15 protein-coding genes are annotated in these 17,620 nt (G+C 68.3%); 3 read left to right on the forward strand and 12 right to left on the reverse strand.

Annotated features, from left to right (window positions below; translation table 11 throughout):
• Positions 1 to 75: 75 nt before the first annotated feature.
• Together D5S19_RS04975 and D5S19_RS33520 are read right to left on the reverse strand one after the other, a co-directional pair.
• Positions 76 to 2,322 carry a 2OG-Fe(II) oxygenase gene (locus tag D5S19_RS04975; RefSeq protein WP_120022135.1) on the reverse strand — a complete coding sequence of 749 codons (2,247 nt, stop codon included), beginning with the start codon at positions 2,320 to 2,322 and terminating at the stop codon, positions 76 to 78.
• Between the two features lie 45 nt (positions 2,323 to 2,367).
• Positions 2,368 to 2,490 carry a hypothetical protein gene (locus D5S19_RS33520; protein ID WP_267901067.1) on the reverse strand — a complete coding sequence of 41 codons (123 nt, stop codon included), beginning with the start codon at positions 2,488 to 2,490 and terminating at the stop codon, positions 2,368 to 2,370.
• A gap of 660 nt (positions 2,491 to 3,150) precedes the next feature.
• On the opposite strand from D5S19_RS33520, the gene D5S19_RS04985 reads away from it, so the two are divergent.
• Positions 3,151 to 4,857: a plasmid pRiA4b ORF-3 family protein gene (locus D5S19_RS04985; protein WP_120022136.1), complete on the forward strand. Its 1,707-nt coding sequence runs from the start codon at positions 3,151 to 3,153 to the stop codon at positions 4,855 to 4,857.
• 147 nt (positions 4,858 to 5,004) lie between these two features.
• Here D5S19_RS04985 and D5S19_RS04990 read toward each other — a convergent pair whose 3' ends face one another.
• Genes D5S19_RS04990 through D5S19_RS05000 form a run of 3 tightly spaced genes read right to left on the reverse strand, consistent with a single transcriptional unit; the run spans position 5,005 to position 6,849 of the window.
• A complete protein-coding gene (locus tag D5S19_RS04990) occupies positions 5,005 to 5,406 on the reverse strand; it encodes an arsenate reductase ArsC (protein WP_120022137.1) in 402 nt (133 codons plus the stop codon).
• Complete coding sequence (gene arsB, locus D5S19_RS04995) at positions 5,393 to 6,490, reverse strand: ACR3 family arsenite efflux transporter (RefSeq protein WP_120022138.1); 1,098 nt, start codon at positions 6,488 to 6,490, stop codon at positions 5,393 to 5,395. Before arsB ends, D5S19_RS04990 begins: the two co-directional genes overlap by 14 nt.
• Positions 6,487 to 6,849, reverse strand: coding sequence for an ArsR/SmtB family transcription factor (locus D5S19_RS05000; protein WP_120022139.1), 363 nt, complete (start codon positions 6,847 to 6,849; stop codon positions 6,487 to 6,489). Before D5S19_RS05000 ends, arsB begins: the two co-directional genes overlap by 4 nt.
• 81 nt (positions 6,850 to 6,930) lie before the next feature.
• On the opposite strand from D5S19_RS05000, the gene D5S19_RS05005 reads away from it, so the two are divergent.
• A complete protein-coding gene (locus D5S19_RS05005; RefSeq protein ID WP_120022140.1) occupies positions 6,931 to 7,374 on the forward strand; it encodes an ArsI/CadI family heavy metal resistance metalloenzyme in 444 nt (147 codons plus the stop codon).
• Here D5S19_RS05005 and D5S19_RS05010 read toward each other — a convergent pair.
• From D5S19_RS05010 to D5S19_RS05020, 3 genes are read right to left on the reverse strand one after another with little or no spacing between them, the layout of a single operon-like run.
• On the reverse strand, positions 7,346 to 9,520 hold the full coding sequence (locus tag D5S19_RS05010; protein WP_120022141.1) for a xanthine dehydrogenase family protein molybdopterin-binding subunit: 2,175 nt from the start codon (positions 9,518 to 9,520) through the stop codon (positions 7,346 to 7,348). The genes D5S19_RS05005 and D5S19_RS05010 overlap by 29 nt on opposite strands.
• The gene (locus tag D5S19_RS05015; RefSeq protein WP_120022142.1) at positions 9,517 to 10,479 is read right to left on the reverse strand and encodes an FAD binding domain-containing protein; all 963 of its coding nucleotides are present in this window, start codon (positions 10,477 to 10,479) and stop codon (positions 9,517 to 9,519) included. The genes D5S19_RS05010 and D5S19_RS05015 overlap by 4 nt, the downstream gene beginning before the upstream one ends.
• A complete protein-coding gene (locus D5S19_RS05020) occupies positions 10,466 to 10,918 on the reverse strand; it encodes a (2Fe-2S)-binding protein (RefSeq protein WP_120022143.1) in 453 nt (150 codons plus the stop codon). The genes D5S19_RS05015 and D5S19_RS05020 overlap by 14 nt, the downstream gene beginning before the upstream one ends.
• A 207-nt stretch (positions 10,919 to 11,125) precedes the next feature.
• Here D5S19_RS05020 and D5S19_RS05025 point away from each other — a divergent pair, with 207 nt between their 5' ends.
• A complete protein-coding gene (locus D5S19_RS05025; RefSeq protein WP_120022144.1) occupies positions 11,126 to 11,665 on the forward strand; it encodes a TetR/AcrR family transcriptional regulator in 540 nt (179 codons plus the stop codon).
• A gap of 77 nt (positions 11,666 to 11,742) precedes the next feature.
• Here D5S19_RS05025 and D5S19_RS05030 read toward each other — a convergent pair whose 3' ends face one another.
• The 4 genes from D5S19_RS05030 to D5S19_RS05045 form a co-directional block, all read right to left on the reverse strand.
• Complete coding sequence (locus tag D5S19_RS05030) at positions 11,743 to 12,168, reverse strand: acyl-CoA thioesterase (protein ID WP_120022145.1); 426 nt, start codon at positions 12,166 to 12,168, stop codon at positions 11,743 to 11,745.
• Between the two features lie 33 nt (positions 12,169 to 12,201).
• Positions 12,202 to 15,177, reverse strand: coding sequence for a bifunctional [glutamine synthetase] adenylyltransferase/[glutamine synthetase]-adenylyl-L-tyrosine phosphorylase (locus D5S19_RS05035; RefSeq protein WP_120022146.1), 2,976 nt, complete (start codon positions 15,175 to 15,177; stop codon positions 12,202 to 12,204).
• A 30-nt stretch (positions 15,178 to 15,207) separates the two neighbouring features.
• Complete coding sequence (locus D5S19_RS05040) at positions 15,208 to 16,338, reverse strand: inorganic phosphate transporter (protein ID WP_199730351.1); 1,131 nt, start codon at positions 16,336 to 16,338, stop codon at positions 15,208 to 15,210.
• Positions 16,339 to 16,432: 94 nt separating this feature from the next.
• Positions 16,433 to 17,182, reverse strand: a complete 750-nt coding sequence (locus D5S19_RS05045; RefSeq protein ID WP_120022147.1) for a type 1 glutamine amidotransferase — start codon at positions 17,180 to 17,182, stop codon at positions 16,433 to 16,435.
• Positions 17,183 to 17,620: the final 438 nt, after the last annotated feature.

Raw genomic sequence — 17,620 nt, forward strand, 5'->3', positions numbered from 1 at the left:
GCCGTTCGAGTCGAAGCCCGTCCAGGACGGTGCGATATTACCGTGTGTAATCGGTACCGCTGTCTCACTTCATGGTCACGTTACGTCATCCCACGTCGCGGTCAACCATGCCAGGTCGGCCTCGGCGTTGCGCCGCGCCGTCGCTGCGCGGGTGAACAGCTCGTCGGTTTTCGTCAGCACGAGGGTGTAGGGCCGGCCCTGTCGCCGGGTCTGATGCCGTACCGTCAGGTCGGCTGAGTCGATCTGGGTGTGCACGTGGCGGCGTCCGTCTTTCGCGAGCGGCCATTCGAAGGTCCGCTGTGTCCGGGAGCCGAGGAACGTGCCCAGCATGTCGCACAGCTCGCACCGGCACCCGGTCCATGCGATCGACCAATCGTCGTCTTCCCGTTGCGGTTGCGCGAGGATCGCGGCGAGCCGTTGCGCGCAGTCTCGCGCGATCTCGTCGAAGCCCGATGTTCGCCGCGAGGCCACCGAACGCAGCGCCGGCATCAGGCACTCCACCACCGTGTCCGCGCATCCGCGCAGTGCTGCGCTGATCTCCTCGCGCTGCGTTTCGCCTGCCGCATCGAGCAGCCGCACCAGCGGTGAACTGAGCTGCTCCAACTGCGGTCGACGGATGTCGGTGCGCGCGGTCGCGGTCCAGGTCCGCAACTCGTCGTGCAGCCAGCGCCACGTTCCGGCGGTTAGCAGCCGCGCCACCTCCGGTCTCCCGGCAACGCGCAGCGCCTCGCACAGTCCCGGCAGCCCCTCGACCCACTCGCGCCGGTCGGTTCCGTATTGGCGCCTCTGTCCGAACCAGCCGTTGATGACGTCCTGTGTCCACTTCTCGCCGTAGCGCCCTGCCGCTGCCGCCAGTCCTGCCGCGTGCTCCTGGGTGAGTGTCTCCACACGGAACGGCTCCAGCAGCATCGTGGCCGTCCCGGCGGCACGCAGGCCCGCGGCCACGCCCAGCACGTCGAGCAGTCCCGCCTGTGGCGCGGCCCGGTGCCAGAACGGGGCCAGTAACTCCGCCGCAGCGCGGGCCCCCGCCCAATCACCGGCCTCGATGCGATCGTGAAGCTCGTGCAACGCCCACTGTGATCCGGCCTCGGCACGCGCCGCGAACGCCCGCTCCCGGGGCCACATGACGATTGCGGCCCGCCGGTACCACCGGTCCAGCGTGTTGCCGTAGTTGCCCATGTAGCCCTCGTACTCGGATTCGTAGGGCTCCAGAGCCTTGCTCGGGGTGGTCGCGCAGACTTCGTGGTCGCGGACATGCAGCGAGATCGACTCGCCTCCCATGCTGTCCGGGCGGGTCCACCAGCCGAGAGTGATCTCGTCGTCGATCAGGTCGGTGAGCTGATAGTCGTCCGGATCCGTGTCATCTTCGTCGTAGTAGCCGTTCCACTGATAGCCGCCGGACGGTTCGACATCCCAGGTCTCCTTCACCTCGGCGAGCGCCAGCACCGTCTCGCAGCCTGCCCGCTCGGCCGCGGCCCGCAGCGACGCGGCCCGGTCCGCGTCGACGCCCTTGAGCCGGCGCCAACCCAGGCCTCGCTGGGTGTACTCGTGGTCGAGCAGGAAGACCAGCCGGTTCGGCGGGTCGAGGTCGCGCCCGCCGAACCGCGAGGTGGCCGGTGTGGCGAAATGTTCGGCCAGGCAGTCCGCCATCTCGGTGACCGGACCAGCGTCCGGCGCCGAAGTCCCGGTGTCGGCGAGCAGGTTGAACGTGAGCGTCAGCCTGTACCCGGACCGCACCGGCGTGACCTCGTGCCGGCAGTCGGAATAGAACGCCACGAGCGTCAGGTCCTCCCTCGACGCACGGTAGCTCCTGCTCTCCCCGGCGTGGTCGATGACCAGCTCCCCACCGGTGTGCACCGACGGCAGTGACACCACCAGCGTGGCTATCATCGCGTCGTGCTTCTCCGAGTCCTGGTGGGGCAGGAAGAACTGCCCTTTGCCGTACACCAGCATCGAGTGCGGCTCGGCACGCAGCCGTGTCCTCCGTGGAAGCCCGAGCTCGTCACGGAAGTGCTCCAACACACCGTCCAGCAACGCCGTCCAGCCGGACCCGCCGAGCGTGAACTGATCCGGGGTCAGTTCCCAGGTGTCACGCACGCTGGTGTCGGTCAACGTCTTCTCACCCCGGCCGAACATCGCCGGACGTGCCACCGCGATCAGCTTCTTGGCCATGGGCGCGCGAACCGGAAGGCGGACCCGCCCGGCCCCGGATACCTCAAGCTCCAGCACTTGTGCCGGAGCCGTCATCTGGGCACTGAACGACCCAGCCGGCTCGGCACCCGCGAACAGCCGTGCCAACCGCTCCCGCGCTGTCGTCTTCATATATCCCCTCATGTGCTTTCCGGGCCCGCTCGCGTGCAGCCGGACTCACCCGTCGTCTGGACGCCCGTTCGTCTTGGGCGGCAACCAGTGGGTGCGGTAGGCGCGCTCGATGTCCGGGTCACCCGATGTGGAGAACCGCAGCCGGTGGCGATCCCTCGTCCAAGACATATAGACAGTCTCGCTGGGGCGCGTGCCTTCGCTCTCGGCCAACTCCGGACGATCTGCATAGCCGTACTGATCTTGGGCAGGCTGGCGACCACCACCCGCTCCAGGTACGGCACGCGGGCACGCCGCCAGTCCTCGACCTGATCCGGGCGAAGCCAACCGGTGGCGAGCAAGACGTCGACCGCGCTGACACCGTTCCTGGCGACAACGGCCTTGCCTTCAGCAGCGATGTTGCGGCGGAGTCTCGCCTGATTCTGAGTGTTCATCAACGGTGTGGAATTTACCAGTCGCCGCGCCCGCTAAAACCTGCTGGCCATCCGTAGAGCCATGCCCTCCCTGCAGAGACGCCTCCAGCTCAGCGACACCCGCCAACTGGTGAACCGCGCGGCAGACGCGTCGTCCGCTGGCACGCCTCATCCAGCACGCGCAGCTTGTCGACAGCCCTTCGGTAGCGCATGCCGCGTTGTCCCCGCGCGGTCAATCGTCCGGCAGCGCGGTGGCCGGAGCCCGTGTGACCGACGCACGTAGGGTGACCCCATGGAACATCAGTCGGCTTCCTCACCGGAGCAGTTGGTTTCGGCGGCTCGCGCTTGTCGGACGCTCAGCGACGCAGAAAAGCTGGCCGGATGGGTTGGGTCCGGTCGGCCACTGACCACTCGTGGCGTGCCCAAGCCCGCCGCCGTCGTCGAGGTATGTGACCTGCTCGGGATCGAACTGCGCACACGCAAGCCCCGCAGCGCGCTGGACATCGACCGGCTGATGATGGTGTGGACGGTCGCGCTGGCGGCCGGGTTCGTCGAGGTGGACCGCGGCCGGGCGACGGCAGGCGCTGCACTGGGGACCTGGACCGGCGGGACCGCGGACGCCGTTCTGGCCGTCTGGACCCAGTGTGTTCTGGGGTGTTTCGGGCTGGCCGGCGAGTCGGACGAGCCCGATCCGCAGGTGCTGGGCGGGTTGGCCGTCCTGCATGAGGCGGACAGCGCGGTTTCCCTGGATGACTTGGGCGAACACATATCGGATGTGCTCGAGGGTGGCACAACGGGTTGTTCCTGCCCGTCCTGCGCGTCCTCGATGATGACGCCGCAGGACATGTCCGGCCTTCCCGATGAGCTGGACGGCATGCTGGGGATCGACGAGGTCAAGCTGGTCGAAGCTCTTGGCGAGTTCGGCATCGCGAGCCTGCGCGACGGGGAGGCCGAGCTGACCCCGCTGGGTCGCTGGTTCACCGACGTCCTCTTCCGCCAGGGGGCACCGGCGGCCGATGCCGACGCGATCACGCTGGTGAGCGCGGTCGCGGGACTGCCGGATGGGGTCGCCCTGCTGATGGCCCGTCCGTGGCTGTCCGCCCGTAACCCGGTGACGGCCGCCCGCGAATTGCTCGCTGCCGGTGAATCCGGCTCGGGAAAGCAGCGACTCACCGCCCTCACGCTGGCCCGGGCGTGCGGTCCGGACGCGGCCCCCGCTTGGCGGGAGCGAGCGGCCCAAGGCGGGTCCGGCGCCTACGCGCGAGTCTGGCTGGCCGAGCAGGAGGACACGGAGCCGGCCGAGGCCGACATGGCATGGATCACCGTGGACTCCGTGGATATCCTGCTGGACGGGTTACCACCCGACCTGCCCCCGCGGTTGGTGGCCGCGCTGCTGCGGGATCAGGTCGGCGACGCGCTGTCCGAGATCCTGCCGGTATTGAACGACTCGGACCACCCGGCAACGTCCCGGCTGGTCGCGCTGCTGACCGGCCGGCCGGTCGTGACGCCCCGGATTCCCCTGCCGCACCCGGCCACCGCGATGCCGCCCGGTGCCCGCTACCAGATCAAGGTCACCCTGCGCGGCGTGACGAAACCACCGGTGTGGCGGCGCCTCGAAGTACCCGCTGATCTCGACCTCGGCAGCCTCCACGAGGTGGTCCAGGCCGCGATGGGCTGGGATGATTGCCACCTGCACGTATTCTCCCAGAGCGGTGCCGACTACGGGATCCCCGACCCGGACCTCGGTCACGCCGACGAGCGGGCGGTCCGGCTGTTCCAGCTGCTGACCGATGTCGGCGACCGGCTGGACTACACCTACGACTTCGGGGACTGGTGGGAGCACGACATCACGTTGGAGAAGGTCCTGCCCGATGACAACGGTGGGACCGGGGCGATCTGCACCGCAGGCAAGGGGACGTGCCCGCCGGAGGACTGTGGCGGTGTCTGGGGTTACCGGGAGCTGAAGGCGACGCTGGCCGACCCGGGCGCAGAGAGCCACGAAAGCCTGCTCGACTGGCTCGGCTTGGCCTCGCCTGACGACTTCGACCCGCATGCGTTCTCCGCCGAGGATGTCAATCGCCTGCTCGGCCCCTCCACCGGGCGTCGTCTGCGCAGCGTGCGCTGATCCGGGGAACCCCGGCTTCGCTGGCGGGCCGTCGCGTGCGGCAGCGGGTCAGCACGCTCCTCCGGCTCGTGAGCTGAACGGGGCTTTGCTCCCGGCCTCGAGAAATGGCAGACGACAGCTCAAACGGGACGGTGGTCAAGGAGTTTCCTACGCGGGAACGAGTTCGGCCAGCAGAGCCGCGACTCGCCGGTCGATCTCGTCGCGGATCCGACGGACCTCGTCGATCGGCAGACCCGCCGGGTCGGCAAGCTGCCAGTCGAGATAGCGCTTGCCCGGAAAGACCGGGCAGGCGTCGCCGCACCCCATCGTGATGACGACGTCGGCGGCTTGGACGGCCTCGGTGGTCAGGGGTTTGGGGAACTCCTGCGACAGGTCGATACCGAGTTCTTCCATCACCGCAACGACGGCGGGATTGATCGTGTCGGCAGGAGCGGATCCGGCGGAACGGACCATGACCTGTCCGGCGGCCCGGTGGTGCAGCAGACCAGCGGCCATCTGGGAACGACCTGCGTTGTGGACACAGACAAAGAGCACTTCAGGAACGCTCATGGGAGACCTCCGCGGACATGGTTGCGGATGATGTCGTGAAACGGCGGCGCACTGCGAGGGAGACGTAGACCAGAGCCACGAGCACGGGGACTTCGATCAGCGGGCCGACGACGCCGGCCAGTGCTTGCCCGCTGGTGGCGCCGAAAGTAGCGATCGCCACCGCGATGGCAAGTTCGAAGTTGTTGCCCGCCGCGGTGAAGGCGAGAGTGGTGGTTCGTTCATACGACAGGCCGATCCCCTTGCCCAGTGCATAGGATCCCGCCCACATCAGTCCGAAGTAGACCAGCAGCGGCAGCGCGATCCGTGCGACGTCGAGCGGGCGATCGGTGATCTGCTTGCCTTGCAACGCGAACAGAACCACGATCGTGAAGAGCAATCCATACAACGCTACCGGCCCGATCCTCGGCAGGAATCGCGATTCGTACCAGACACGTCCTCGCGTCCGTTCCCCGAGCCGACGCGAGAAGTACCCGGCGACCAGTGGTACACCCAGGAAGATCAGTACGCTCTTCGCGATCTGCCAGCCGGACACGCTCAGCCCGGTCTGCGGGAGACCGAGCCAGCCGGGAAGCACCACCAAGTAGAACCAGCCGAGCACGCCGAACATGACGACCTGGAACACCGAGTTCAGCGCGACGAGCACGGCCGCGACCTCCCGGTCACCGCACGCGAGGTCGTTCCAGATGATCACCATCGCGATACAGCGGGCGAGCCCGACGATGATCAGCCCGGTGCGGTACTCGGGCAGATCCGGCAGCAGCAGCCAGGCCAGCGCGAACATCAACGCCGGGCCGAGCAACCAGTTCAGCGTCAGCGAAAGCCACATCAGCCGCCGGTCGGTGGTCACCGCACCGAGCCGGTCGTAGCGAACCTTCGCCAGCACCGGGTACATCATCACCAGCAGACCGAGCGCGATCGGCAACGAGATCCCGTCCACCGACACCGCGTTCAGCAGCCCGCCGAGCCCGGGAATCCACCGGCCGGCCAGCAGCCCCGCCCCCATCGCGGCGGCGATCCACACCGGCAGGAAACGGTCCAGCGCGGACAGCTTGCCGACCACCCCCACGGACGCGTCCGTGATCACGCCGGCACCGTCTCGCCGCCGGGGACCAGCACGGCCGAAAGCCGAGCCAGCACCTCGGTGTGCACGCGGTAATACACCCAGGTTCCCCGCCGCTGCCCGGTGATCAACCCGGCCTCCCGCAGGACCTTCAGGTGATGCGAAATCGTGGGACCCGTCAGGTCGAACGGCTCGGTCAGGTCGCACACGCACGCCTCACCGCCGGAGTGGGACGCGATCAACGACAGCAACCGCAGCCTCACCGGATCGGCCATCGCTTTGAACAGTTTCGCCAGCTCGACGGCCTGATCCTCGGACAGCGGGTCTCGCGCCAGCGAGGAGCAGCACTCCTCTGTCGCGACGACCGGCAGTTGCTTCGACATCCGTCTATATTGACATATCTCTACTTAGACAGCAACCTAGATACAGTTCTGCCTCGATGAACGTCTGGTCAAGGAGGACCCATGTCCCGCGTTCAGCTCGCACTCCGCGTCGGCGACCTGCCGGGCTCGGTCGGCTTCTACACGAAGCTGTTCGGCACCGAGCCCGCCAAACTCCGGCCCGGCTACGCCAACTTCGCCATCGCCGAACCGGCGCTCAAGCTCGTGCTGCTGGAGGGCGAACCCGGCCAGGCCACCGTGCTGGATCACCTCGGCATCGAGGTCGAGTCCACCGACCGGGTGGACGAGGCCGCCCGGCGCCTGACCGGCACAGGACTCGAAACCCTGACCGAGGACAGCACGACCTGTTGCTATGCGGTCCAGGACAAGGTGTGGGTCCACGGGCCCGGGCAGGAGCCTTGGGAGGTCTATACCGTCAAGGCTGATTCCCGGACTTTCGGTGCCGACGCTTGCTGTTCGGACGCCGGCGAGGACGCGCTCAGTCGACCAGCAGATCCTCAAGGGTGATCGGGATGTGCCGGACGCGGATCCCGGTGGCGTTGTAAATCGCGTTGGCGATGGCCGCGGCCACGCCGACGATGCCGATTTCGCCGATACCGCGAGCGCCGACGGGGTTGTGGAACGTGTCCGGGTATTCGACGAAACGGACGTCGATTTCCGGGATGTCCGCATTGACCGGGACCAGGTAGCTCGCCAGGTCGGCATTCGCCAGGCGGCCGTTGGGTTCGAGTTCCAGTCCCTCGTGCAGGGCCGCCGAGACGCCCCAGATCATGCCGCCGGAGAGCTGGCTGCGGGCCAGTGTGTCGTTGATGATCCGGCCGGCGTCGAACACGCCGAGCATCCGCGACACCCGTGCCTCGCCGGTCAGCCGGTGCACGCGGACCTCGCAGAACTGGGCGCCCCACGAGCCGAACGAGTGCTTCGTGCGCTCCTCCCCCGGGCCGGCCGAGCCGCTGACTGACAGGGCATCGCGACCCACGGCGCGCAGGAGCTCGCCGAAGGTCAGGGAGCCGGTTTCGCCCTGAACGCGGCCGTCGGCGTAGGTGACTTCCTCGCCCTCGAACGGTGCGCCCGGGGACGCGGCCAGCGCGACCAGTGCGTCCAGGACCTCGTTGGCAGCGACCACGATCGCCGCGCCGACGCTCGCGGTGGCGGTCGAGCCGCCGGACATCCCGCCGGCCGGGTACCGCGAATCACCCAGCCGCGGGGTGACTCGTTCCGGTGCGAGGTCGAGTGATTCGGCGCTGAGCGCGGCGAGCATGGTCAGCAGGCCGGTGCCCGGGTCGGCACCACTGGTCGAGACCACTGCGGTGTCGTCCTCGTTGAGCGTGATCCCGACCGTGGTCGGGAACAGCAGGGCGGGGAACATCGCGGTCGCGGCGCCCATGCCGACCAGCCAATCACCGTCGGTCCGCCCGTTCGGTACGCGGTCGGCCCAGCCGAATTCCCGTGCGCCGACCGAGTAGCACTCGTCCAGGTGCTTGCTCGACCACTGCAGATCGTTGCCCGGCGGCGCGTTCGAGCTGTTGCGCCGGCGCAGTTCGATCGGGTCCATCTTCAGCGCCACGGCCAGCTCGTCCATCGCGCTCTCCAGCGCGAACGAGCCGGGCGCCTCACCCGGCGCCCGCATGAACGTGGTCTGCGGAATGTTCAGCGGCACCATCTTCTGGCTGATCGCCATGTTCGGCGTGGCGTACCACTCGCGCGAGGTGCCGTGCGAGGTGGGTTCGACGAACGTCTTGGAAATCGGCGTGCTCGACCAGGAATCGTGCCGCACCGCGACCAGGGTGCCGTTCTCGTCCGCGCCGAGCGAGACCTGCTGGACGGTGGCCGGCCGGTTCGCGGTCACGGTGAAGACCTGTTCCCTGGTCAGCGCGCACTTGACCGGACGGCCCAGCGCCCGCGCCGCACCCGCGGCCAGGAACGCGGGCACCGAACAACGTGCTTTCCCGCCGAACGCACCGCCGACGTACGGGCTCACCGCGTGCACCGACGACACCGGCAGGTCCAGCGCACCGGCCAGCTCCATCGCCTGAAGGTTGCTCCCCTGGTTTCCACTGTAGACGGTCATGGTCTCGTCCGCCCAGACCGCGACCGCGGAATGCGGCTCCATCGCCGCGTGATTCTGGGCAGCCGTGCGATAAGTCGCCTCGACCACGACCGCACTGGCCGCCAGCGCGTCCTCAATGGACTCGACGCCGGGGGCGAGCACCGAGATCTCGGCATCGTTGCCCATGATTCCGCCCGCGACGACCTCTGCGTCGGCAAGACAATCCTCAAACGACGTACGCGCCGGCGTGCGCCGGTAGGACACCCCGACGAGCGCGGCGGCGTCGCGCGCCTGCTCGAACGTCTCCGCCACCACCATGCCGATCGGCTGGCCGTAATACTCGACATCATTGTTACGCAACGGAGTCCACGTCTCTCCGGCAATCGGCGAGGAGGTGGCGGACAGGTTCAGCGAATCGAACGGCGTGTAGACCGCGAGCACACCGGGCGCGCCCTTGGCCGCGGTCACCTCCATCGCCTCGACCGAACCGCTGGCGATCGTGCTGAGCACGACGTAGCCGTGGACCAGACCGGGGAAGTTGTTGTCCGTCGCGTACTTGGCCCGCCCGGTGGCTTTGGGCTCGCCGTCCAGCCTGGCGGTCATCGGCCGTTCCCTTCGGTCAGTTCCAGCAGTGCACGGACGATGGTTCGCCGCAACAACGCGGGCTTGAACCCGTTGGCGGACAACGGGCGTGCTCCTTCGCCGGCGATGGCGGCAGCGTCCGCAAAGGACTCCTCGGTCGCCGCCTTGCCGCGTAGCGCGGCCTCGACCGCGCGCAGTCGCCACGGCACAGTCGCCACTCCGCCCGCCGCGACCCGTGCGTCCACGATCTGCCCGTCCTGCACGTCGAGCGCGACCGCGGCGGAGCACAGCGCGAACTCGTAGGACTGCCGGTCGCGAACCTTGACATAGGTGGAATTCGCCGCCCAGTCGAGCCGGGGCACGCGCACCTCGGTGATCAGCTCACCGGGGCGCAGGTCGTTCTCCACCTCCGGGGTCGAGCCCGGTTCGCGATAGAAGTCGTTCAGCGCGACGGTGCGGGTACCGTCCGAATCGGACAGTTCGACTTCCGCGTCGAACGCGACCAGCGCGACCGCGACATCACTGGCGTGCGTGGCGACGCACGCGTCGCTTGTGCCGAGGACTGCGTGCATCCGGTTGGCCCCGTTGATCGCCGGGCATCCGCTGCCCGGAACCCGCCGGTTACACGGCATGGTCACGTCCCGGTAGTACGAGCACCGCGTGCGCTGCAGCAGGTTCCCGCCGATGCTCGCCATGTTCCGCAGCTGCTGCGAAGCGCTCAGCAGCAGTGCCCGGGAGATCGCCGGATAGACGCCCGGGTACGCGGCGACGTCGGCCATCCGTTCCAGTGCACCGAAACGCAGGCCGTCACTCGTGTCGATGCCGTGCAGCGGGAGGCCGTTGATGTCCAGTACGTGGCGCGGGGTCAGCACGTCCAGCTTCATCAGGTCCACCAGCGTGGTGCCGCCGGCCAGGAAGGTGCCGGCCGAGCCGAGCGCGTCCTCGACGGTGGTGGGTGCGGTCAGCTCAAAGGGTCGCATCGGCCTGCCTCGCCTGTTCGATGGCCTTGACGATGTTCGGGTACGCCGAGCAGCGGCAGATGTTGCCGGACATGAACTCACGCACGTCCGGCACGTCCTGGCGCACCGCGGCGACCGCGGACATGATCTGCCCGGAAGTGCAGAATCCGCACTGCAGTGCGTCCTGTTCCAGGAAAGCCTGCTGTACCGGGTGCAGCTCATCCTCGGCGGCGAGCCCCTCCACGGTGGTCACGGGGCCGCGCACGGTGGCGGCGAGGGTGAGACAGGACAGCACCGGCCTGCCGTCGACGTGCACGGTGCAGGCGCCGCATTGGCCGCGGTCGCAGCCCTTCTTCGGCCCGGTGATGCCGAGCCGCTCGCGCATCGCGTCGAGCAGGGTGACGCCGGGTTCGACGCTCAGCCGCTCGGTATTGCCGTTGATCTCGAGGGAGATGTCCACTTGGCGATCTCTTTCCCGCGGGCGTCCACGGACGTCCGGCGGCGTGGTTGTGGTGGCTGCCGGTTCGGGTTCCAGCCTGTCCGGATAGAAATCCGCTTGGACTGGCTCCGCCGAGGCTAGCGGAATAGAATCCGCTTCGCAACGAACTGGAGCGGGGTCCAGGCGCAAGATCACACCCGGAAATACCACGATACCTAGGAGGAAACAATGCCGGTCAGCCCGAGACGGGCGGACACGCGGCGCAACCGCGAAAGAATCCTGGTCGCCGCGTCGGAATCGCTCAAACGGACCGGCGTGGTGTCGTACAACGCGATCGCGAAGCGCGCCGAAGTCGGAGTCGGCACGGTTTACCGGCATTTCCCGGCCCCGGAGGACCTGATCCTGGCGGTGTACGACCGCGAGGTGCAGCACCTGGTCGAGGTCGTGCCGTCACTGCTGGCCCGGCACTCGCCGGAGGAGGCGTTCCGCACCTGGGTCGTCGGCCATCTGGCGCACTACATGATGACCAAGCGGGGCCTGTCCGCCGCGTTGCGGGCCGGCGACCTGCCGAAGTACACGTCGATGCTGGACGCGCTGGATGCCCTGCGCCAAGCCAACGTGGACGCGGGCACCATCCGCCCGGACCTGACCACCGAGACCCTGATGCGCAGCCTCGGCGGCCTGTTCTTCCTGACCGAAGACCGCTGGCAGGCCGAAGCCGAGGCCCTGGTGGACCTGGTGTGGCGCGGGGTGCACGATTCCCGGTGAACCGCAATTGCGGAACCAACCCACAGTGAGATCCGCAGTTGCGGCGAAAATGGCGGAATATCACCGTGGGCCGATCATTACCCGGCGGAGAGCACCTGCAAATCCACTTGTGCCCGTTCGAAATGCCCCCGCGGGTCCGGGACCAGCTTGCGGCGGTCGAGGTCCATCAGCCCCACCGTGCACTCGATCTCGGCGGACAGCGTGCCGTCGAGCTTGATGATCCGGCTGCTCATCCGGAAAGCCTTGCCCTCGCCGAAAGCGACCTCGCAGGTCACGTCGACCTCGTCGCCCGAGCGGAGTTCGCGGCGGTAGACGATGCGGGATTCCAGCAGTACCGGGGCGAGACGGGCTTCCCGGAGCTTCTCGTCCCCCGCCGCGGCGAGGGCTTCCAGCCGGGCGACCTCGCCGTAGGAGTGGTAGACGGCGTGGTTCAGGTGCCCCAGCGAGTCGAGTTCGTAGTGCCGCACCTTGATCCGGATGCGGAAGGGTTCGTGATCGGTCACCTGTTCAGGCTAGTTGCCGACGGTCACGCGGGCCTAGTTCTCATAGAAGAGCTCTTCGACCACGGCGTGCGCGAGGCGGGTCACCCGCAGGTAGCTGTCCAGGAACTCGCCGGGGTCGTCGTCGACCGAGTAGCCGAACACCCGCGCCACCGCGGCAAGATCACGACCTGAGCCGGGCACCTCGTCGGCCGCTTTGCCGCGCACCAGCATTCCGGCGTTGCGCACCCGGGTGGCCAGCAGCCACGCTTTCCGTAGCGACGCCACCGAATCGGCGGGCGCCAGCCCTGCCTCGGCAAGCGCGGTGAGCGCGTCCAGGGTCGAAGTCGTGCGCAGGGCCGGGACCTCATGCGCGTGCTGCATTTGCAGCAGCTGCACCGTCCATTCGACGTCCGCCAGGCCGCCGCGCCCGAGCTTCGTGTTCCGCGTCGGATCGGCACCTCGGGGCATCCGCTCGGTCTCCACCCGCGCCTTGATCCGCCGGATCTCCCGCGCACCCGCGGCGTCCAGCCCGCCGTCCGGGTAGCGGATCGGCTCGATCATCTCAAGGAACCGCTGCCCCAGCTCCTCGTCACCGGCCACGAACCGCGCCCGCAACAGCGCCTGTGCCTCCCACACCTCGCCCCAGCGCTGGTAATACGCGCGGTACGAATCGAGAGTGCGCACGAGCGGTCCGCTGCGGCCCTCCGGCCGAAGATCGGCGTCCACCACGAGAGCCGGGTCCGCGCTCGGCGTGCCCAGCATCTTCCGCACAGCTTCCGCGACGGACGAGGCGTACCGCACTGCATCAGCGTCCGACACGCCCTCTGCCGGGGCACAGACGAACATCACGTCGGCATCGGATCCGTAGCCGAGTTCAGCCCCGCCGAGCCGGCCCATGCCGATCACCGCAACCGAAGCGGGCGTACGGCCGAGTTCGGCCTGCCGCTGCCGGCACGCAGCCGACAGCGCGCCCCGCAGCACCGCCACCCACACGCTCGACAGCGCCTCGCACACGGCGGGAACGTCCATCAACCCGAGTAGATCCGCACACGCGATCCGCAGCAATTCGTGCCGTCGCAACGAACGCGCGGCCGCGACCGCCGCGGACGGCCCCGGCTGGCGGCGCACCGCGGCCAGCAACGACGTCGCCACCTCATCCGGGGTCCGTCCGATCAGCCGAGCCGGATCCCCCAGCAGTTGCAGCACTTCCGGCGCGCGGACGAGCAGATCGGGCACCAGACGTGAAGTACCGAGCAGGAACGCCAGGCGTTCGACGACCGTGCCCTCGTCCCGCAGCACCCGCAGGTACCACGGAGTTTGTTCGAGGGCCTCGGAAACCTTGCGATAGGACAGCAGACCGCCATCGGGATCAGGGGTGTCGGCGAGGCAGTCGAGCAGCACGGGCAGGAGCGCCTGCTGGATGGCGGCCCGCCGCGAAACGCCCGCCGTGAGCGCCTTGATGTGCTGCAGCGCGCCTTCCGGCGCCGCGTAGCCCAGCGCGGTGAGCCGGCTGGCGGCCTGTTTCGTGGTGAGCCGCAACGCTTCCGTTGGCACGTTCGCCACCGATTGGAGCAACGGCCGGTAAAACACCTTCTCGTGCAGACGGCGGATTCCCTGCGCGTGCCGACGGAATTCGGCGAGCAGCGACTCCCCCTGACTACGGCCACGGGACCGGGTGATCCCGCACGCCCGCGCCAGTACCCTCAGCTCCGTGGTGTCGGTCGCCTCGGGGAACAGGTGGGTCCGCCGAAGCCGCCGCAGCTGCAGGCGATGCTCCACGTTACGCAGAAATTCGTACGACGAAGCCATCTCCGCGGCGTCCGCGCGACCGACGTAACCGCCGGCACCCAGCGCTTCGAGTGCGTCCAAAGTGGAGGGAGAGTGCAGCTCCGGGTCCACCCGTCCGTGCACGAGCTGCAGCAGCTGCACGGCGAATTCGACGTCCCGGAGCCCGCCACGGCCGAGTTTCAGCTCACGTTCGAGGTGTTCGGAGGCCAGGTGGTCCTCCACCCGGCGGCGCATCTGCTGCACCTCGGTGACGAAGTTCTCCCGGTCCGCGGCCGACCAGACCATCGGCGCGACCATTTCGGCGTACAGCCTGCCGAGTTCCGCGTCCCCGGCCACCGGGCGAGCCTTGAGCAGGGCCTGGAATTCCCAGGTCTTCGCCCATTTCCGGTAGTAGCCCGCGTGCCCTTCGAGAGTCCGTACGAGCGCGCCGCTGCGGCCCTCGGGCCGGAGTGCCGCGTCCACCTCGAAACAGGCGTTGCCGACCACCCGCATCATCGTGCTGGCCAGCCGGGTCGCCACCATGACATCGTCGGCGCCGACGAAGATGACGTCGACATCGCTCACGTAGTTCAGTTCGCGGCCACCGGTCTTGCCCATCGCGATGACCGCGAGCGAACCTGCTGCCGAGGCCCCGGTTTCCTGCTCCGCCACCGCGAGCCCTGCGGTCAACGCGGCTTCGGCCAGCACCGTGAGCTGGCTGGAGACTTCTGGGAACGACGGCTGGTCGAGGCCCGGCTCCACCAGGTGGCCGAGGTCCGCGGCGGCGATACCGAGCAGCAGCCCACGGTAGGCCGCACGTAGCGCCTGTTCTGCCGCAAGGCCGGTTTCGTACGTACCGTCGTCCCGGCGAAGCCGATCGAGAAGCTGTTCGATGAAGGTCTCGGACACCGTGCAGCGGCTGTCCTCAAGGCTGCGCCACTGTCCCGGGTTGGCAACGAGGAAGTCAGCCAGCGCGGTCGACATGCCGAGCACACTGATGAGGCGGCCACGGAGCGTCCGATTCTCCCGCAGCGCGCGATCCAACTCGGGCCAGCCGTCCTCGTCGGCTTCGCGCAGCCGATCGATACCGAGCAGCGCGAGATCGGGGTCCGCGGCGCGAGACAACGCGAGCAGGACGTCGGAGGCGTCGCCGACCAGGCCCGCGGCGTCCCACCAGCCCGCCGCGCGCAACAGGGTGTCCGCCCGAGTATCCGTGAAGCCGTACCTAGCCGCTGAAGCAGCCGTACGCGCGCGCTCTGCCATTGTTCTCACCGTAGCGGACGGCGCTGTGGTTCAGGCGGCAAGCCGGTTCGGTTCGGTGTCGGCCACGGACGGCTCGGGGACTTGAAAACTGTGCGCCGTCACCGGCTTACGCCGCGACAGCAGGTAGATGCCGAGGGCGAAGCCGATCCCCAGCACGCCGACGATCACCGTGCCGGCGGTGCCGAGCGAGGTGAGTTTGCCTGCCCCCGCACCGACCAGCGCCGCCGCCGGAAGTGTGAACAGCCACGCGATCACCATCCGGCCGGCCATTCGCCAGCGCACCGGCGCCTCGTGGCGGCCGACACCGGAGCCGACGATACCGCCGGAGCAGACGTGCGTGGTGGACAGCGGGAACCCCAGGTGCGAACTCAGCAGGATGACGCCGGCGCTGCTGGTCTGCGCGGAAAAGCCTTGTGGGCCTTCAATATCGGTGAGGCCCTTACCCAGGGTGTGCGTGATCCGCCAGCCGCCGAAGTAGGTACCGAGCGCCAGCGCGGTCGCCGCGCTGACGATCACCCAGAACGGGGGCGCGGAACCAGCCGGCAGGTTACCCGCGGCGACGAGGGTCAGCGTGATTACGCCCATGGTCTTCTGGGCGTCGTTCGTCCCGTGCGCGAGAGAGACGAGGGACGCGGACACGATCTGCCCGATCCGGAATCCTCGCCCACCGCGCCGGCGGACGACGAAGCGATACACGACGTAGGTCACCACGGCCGCCACGACGCCCGCGATCACCGGCGAGGCAGCGGCGGGTACGAGCACTTTGTCCACGATCTTGGCAAAATGCACGGAATCCGCACCGGCGGACACCCAGGTCGCACCGATCAGCCCGCCGAACAACGCGTGCGAGGAGCTGGACGGCAGGCCCACGTACCAGGTGACGAGGTTCCACACGATCGCGCCGACGAGCCCGCCGAACACCACGGCCGGGTCGATCTTCGTCTCGTCGACCAGTCCGCTGGAGATGGTCTTGGCGACTTCGACGGACAGGAAGGCGCCGGCCAGGTTGAGCACCGCGGAGATGGCGACCGCGATTCTGGGTTTGAGGGCACCGGTCGCGATGGAGGTGGCCATCGCGTTCGCCGTATCGTGGAAGCCGTTGGTGAAGTCGAAAACGAGAGCCGTCCCGATCACAAGCACGACGAGCAGCGAGGGGTCCACCCCGACCTCCGAACCCTACGGATACACCACTCGCAAGGTACCGGACTGATCGGGTGAATCGATAATGTTGCGTCAGTGATCTAGCTATCTTCCGTTAAACCAACGGCAACCGGTGTTGACCCTCCGCCGCCGGCTCCAGCTCGCCCGCGGCCAACCGGACGAACCGGTGAGCGAACGGCCGCCAGGTTTCGGCCAGGTCCGCGTGCAGCTCCGTCAGCTTCTCGGCGCTCAACGCGCCCGGACGGGTGAGTTCAGCCATCTCCGGCGCAGACTTCGCCCAGTCCCGCACGAGGCCCGGGGTGGTCTCGATGTGGAACTGAATCCCGTAGGAGCACCGGTTGAGCCGAAAGGCCTGATGCGGGTACCGCGGAGAGGAGGCCAGGATCTCCGCGCCCGGCGGAACCCGCTTGATGACGTCGTTGTGGAACTGGAGAACGTCCGGCACCAACGGCAACTCCGCGAACAGCGGATCCGTCCAGGCAGCGTCCTTCTTGGACACCAGCGCGGGCCCGACCTCGGGCCCGTCCTCCCCGAGCACAACCTGTCCCCCGGTCGCGGCCGCGAGCAACTGCGCCCCCAGACAGATCCCCAACGTCGGCACCCTTTTGCCGGCCGCCGATGCGAGCATCTTCCGCACGTCGACGAGCCACGGGTGGTCCGCGTCGTCGAGCGCCCCCATCGAACCGCCGAGGCAGACGACACCGGCGTAACCGTCGAGGCTGCCGGGAAGGCCCTGCTCCGGCATCAACCGCACGTCAAGCTCGGCCCCGGCTTCGGCGAGCCATTCCCCGAGTGGGCCGGCGGGGTCGCTGGTATCGGGTTGGATGATCAGCAGGTGGGTCACGTTCTTCAGGGTACGGGCGTTCTCCGTGGTGGTGTGCGGGCTGGGGTTCTTCCCCGCGTATAGGGGAAGGACGGGGCTGGTGGCCCTGGGGGTGGTGTCGCGGTGCTGTCCATCGCCGGCAGACCTGGGCATGATGTCCCGGCAGCGGCGGAAAAAAAGGGGGTAGCTGGCCCTGGGTCCGTTGCCGAAAGTGGTTTGGGTCCCTGGATTGTTCTGCCGCAGGCAGGTTTTCCCGCCGGGGCGCCGATGTGAGTGGATGCGGGCGGCCGGAGGCCTGCTGGTGTGGGCCGGTGTTCTGGGGGGTGCCCGGGATGCAGGGAGGCCCCGGGAGAGCCCTTGTGGGGGTTCTCGACCGGGGCCTGACCTGTCTAGGTTGAGTTCGGCGGTGTCCTACTCTCCCACAACCCTTCGGTTGCAGTACCATCGGCGCTGTCAGCA

Source organism: Amycolatopsis panacis, assembly GCF_003600245.1.
GTDB lineage: Bacteria > Actinomycetota > Actinomycetes > Mycobacteriales > Pseudonocardiaceae > Amycolatopsis > Amycolatopsis sulphurea.

Coding starts and splice junctions, on each gene's coding strand:
- D5S19_RS04975 (WP_120022135.1), bottom strand. CDS start 2,322: ATGAAGACGACAGCGCGGGAGCGGTTGGCACGGCTGTTCGCGGGTGCC.
- D5S19_RS33520 (WP_267901067.1), bottom strand. CDS start 2,490: ATGTCTTGGACGAGGGATCGCCACCGGCTGCGGTTCTCCACATCGGGT.
- D5S19_RS04990 (WP_120022137.1), bottom strand. CDS start 5,406: ATGAGCGTTCCTGAAGTGCTCTTTGTCTGTGTCCACAACGCAGGTCGT.
- D5S19_RS05000 (WP_120022139.1), bottom strand. CDS start 6,849: ATGTCGAAGCAACTGCCGGTCGTCGCGACAGAGGAGTGCTGCTCCTCG.
- D5S19_RS05005 (WP_120022140.1), top strand. CDS start 6,931: ATGTCCCGCGTTCAGCTCGCACTCCGCGTCGGCGACCTGCCGGGCTCG.
- D5S19_RS05010 (WP_120022141.1), bottom strand. CDS start 9,520: ATGACCGCCAGGCTGGACGGCGAGCCCAAAGCCACCGGGCGGGCCAAG.
- D5S19_RS05015 (WP_120022142.1), bottom strand. CDS start 10,479: ATGCGACCCTTTGAGCTGACCGCACCCACCACCGTCGAGGACGCGCTC.
- D5S19_RS05025 (WP_120022144.1), top strand. CDS start 11,126: ATGCCGGTCAGCCCGAGACGGGCGGACACGCGGCGCAACCGCGAAAGA.
- D5S19_RS05035 (WP_120022146.1), bottom strand. CDS start 15,177: ATGGCAGAGCGCGCGCGTACGGCTGCTTCAGCGGCTAGGTACGGCTTC.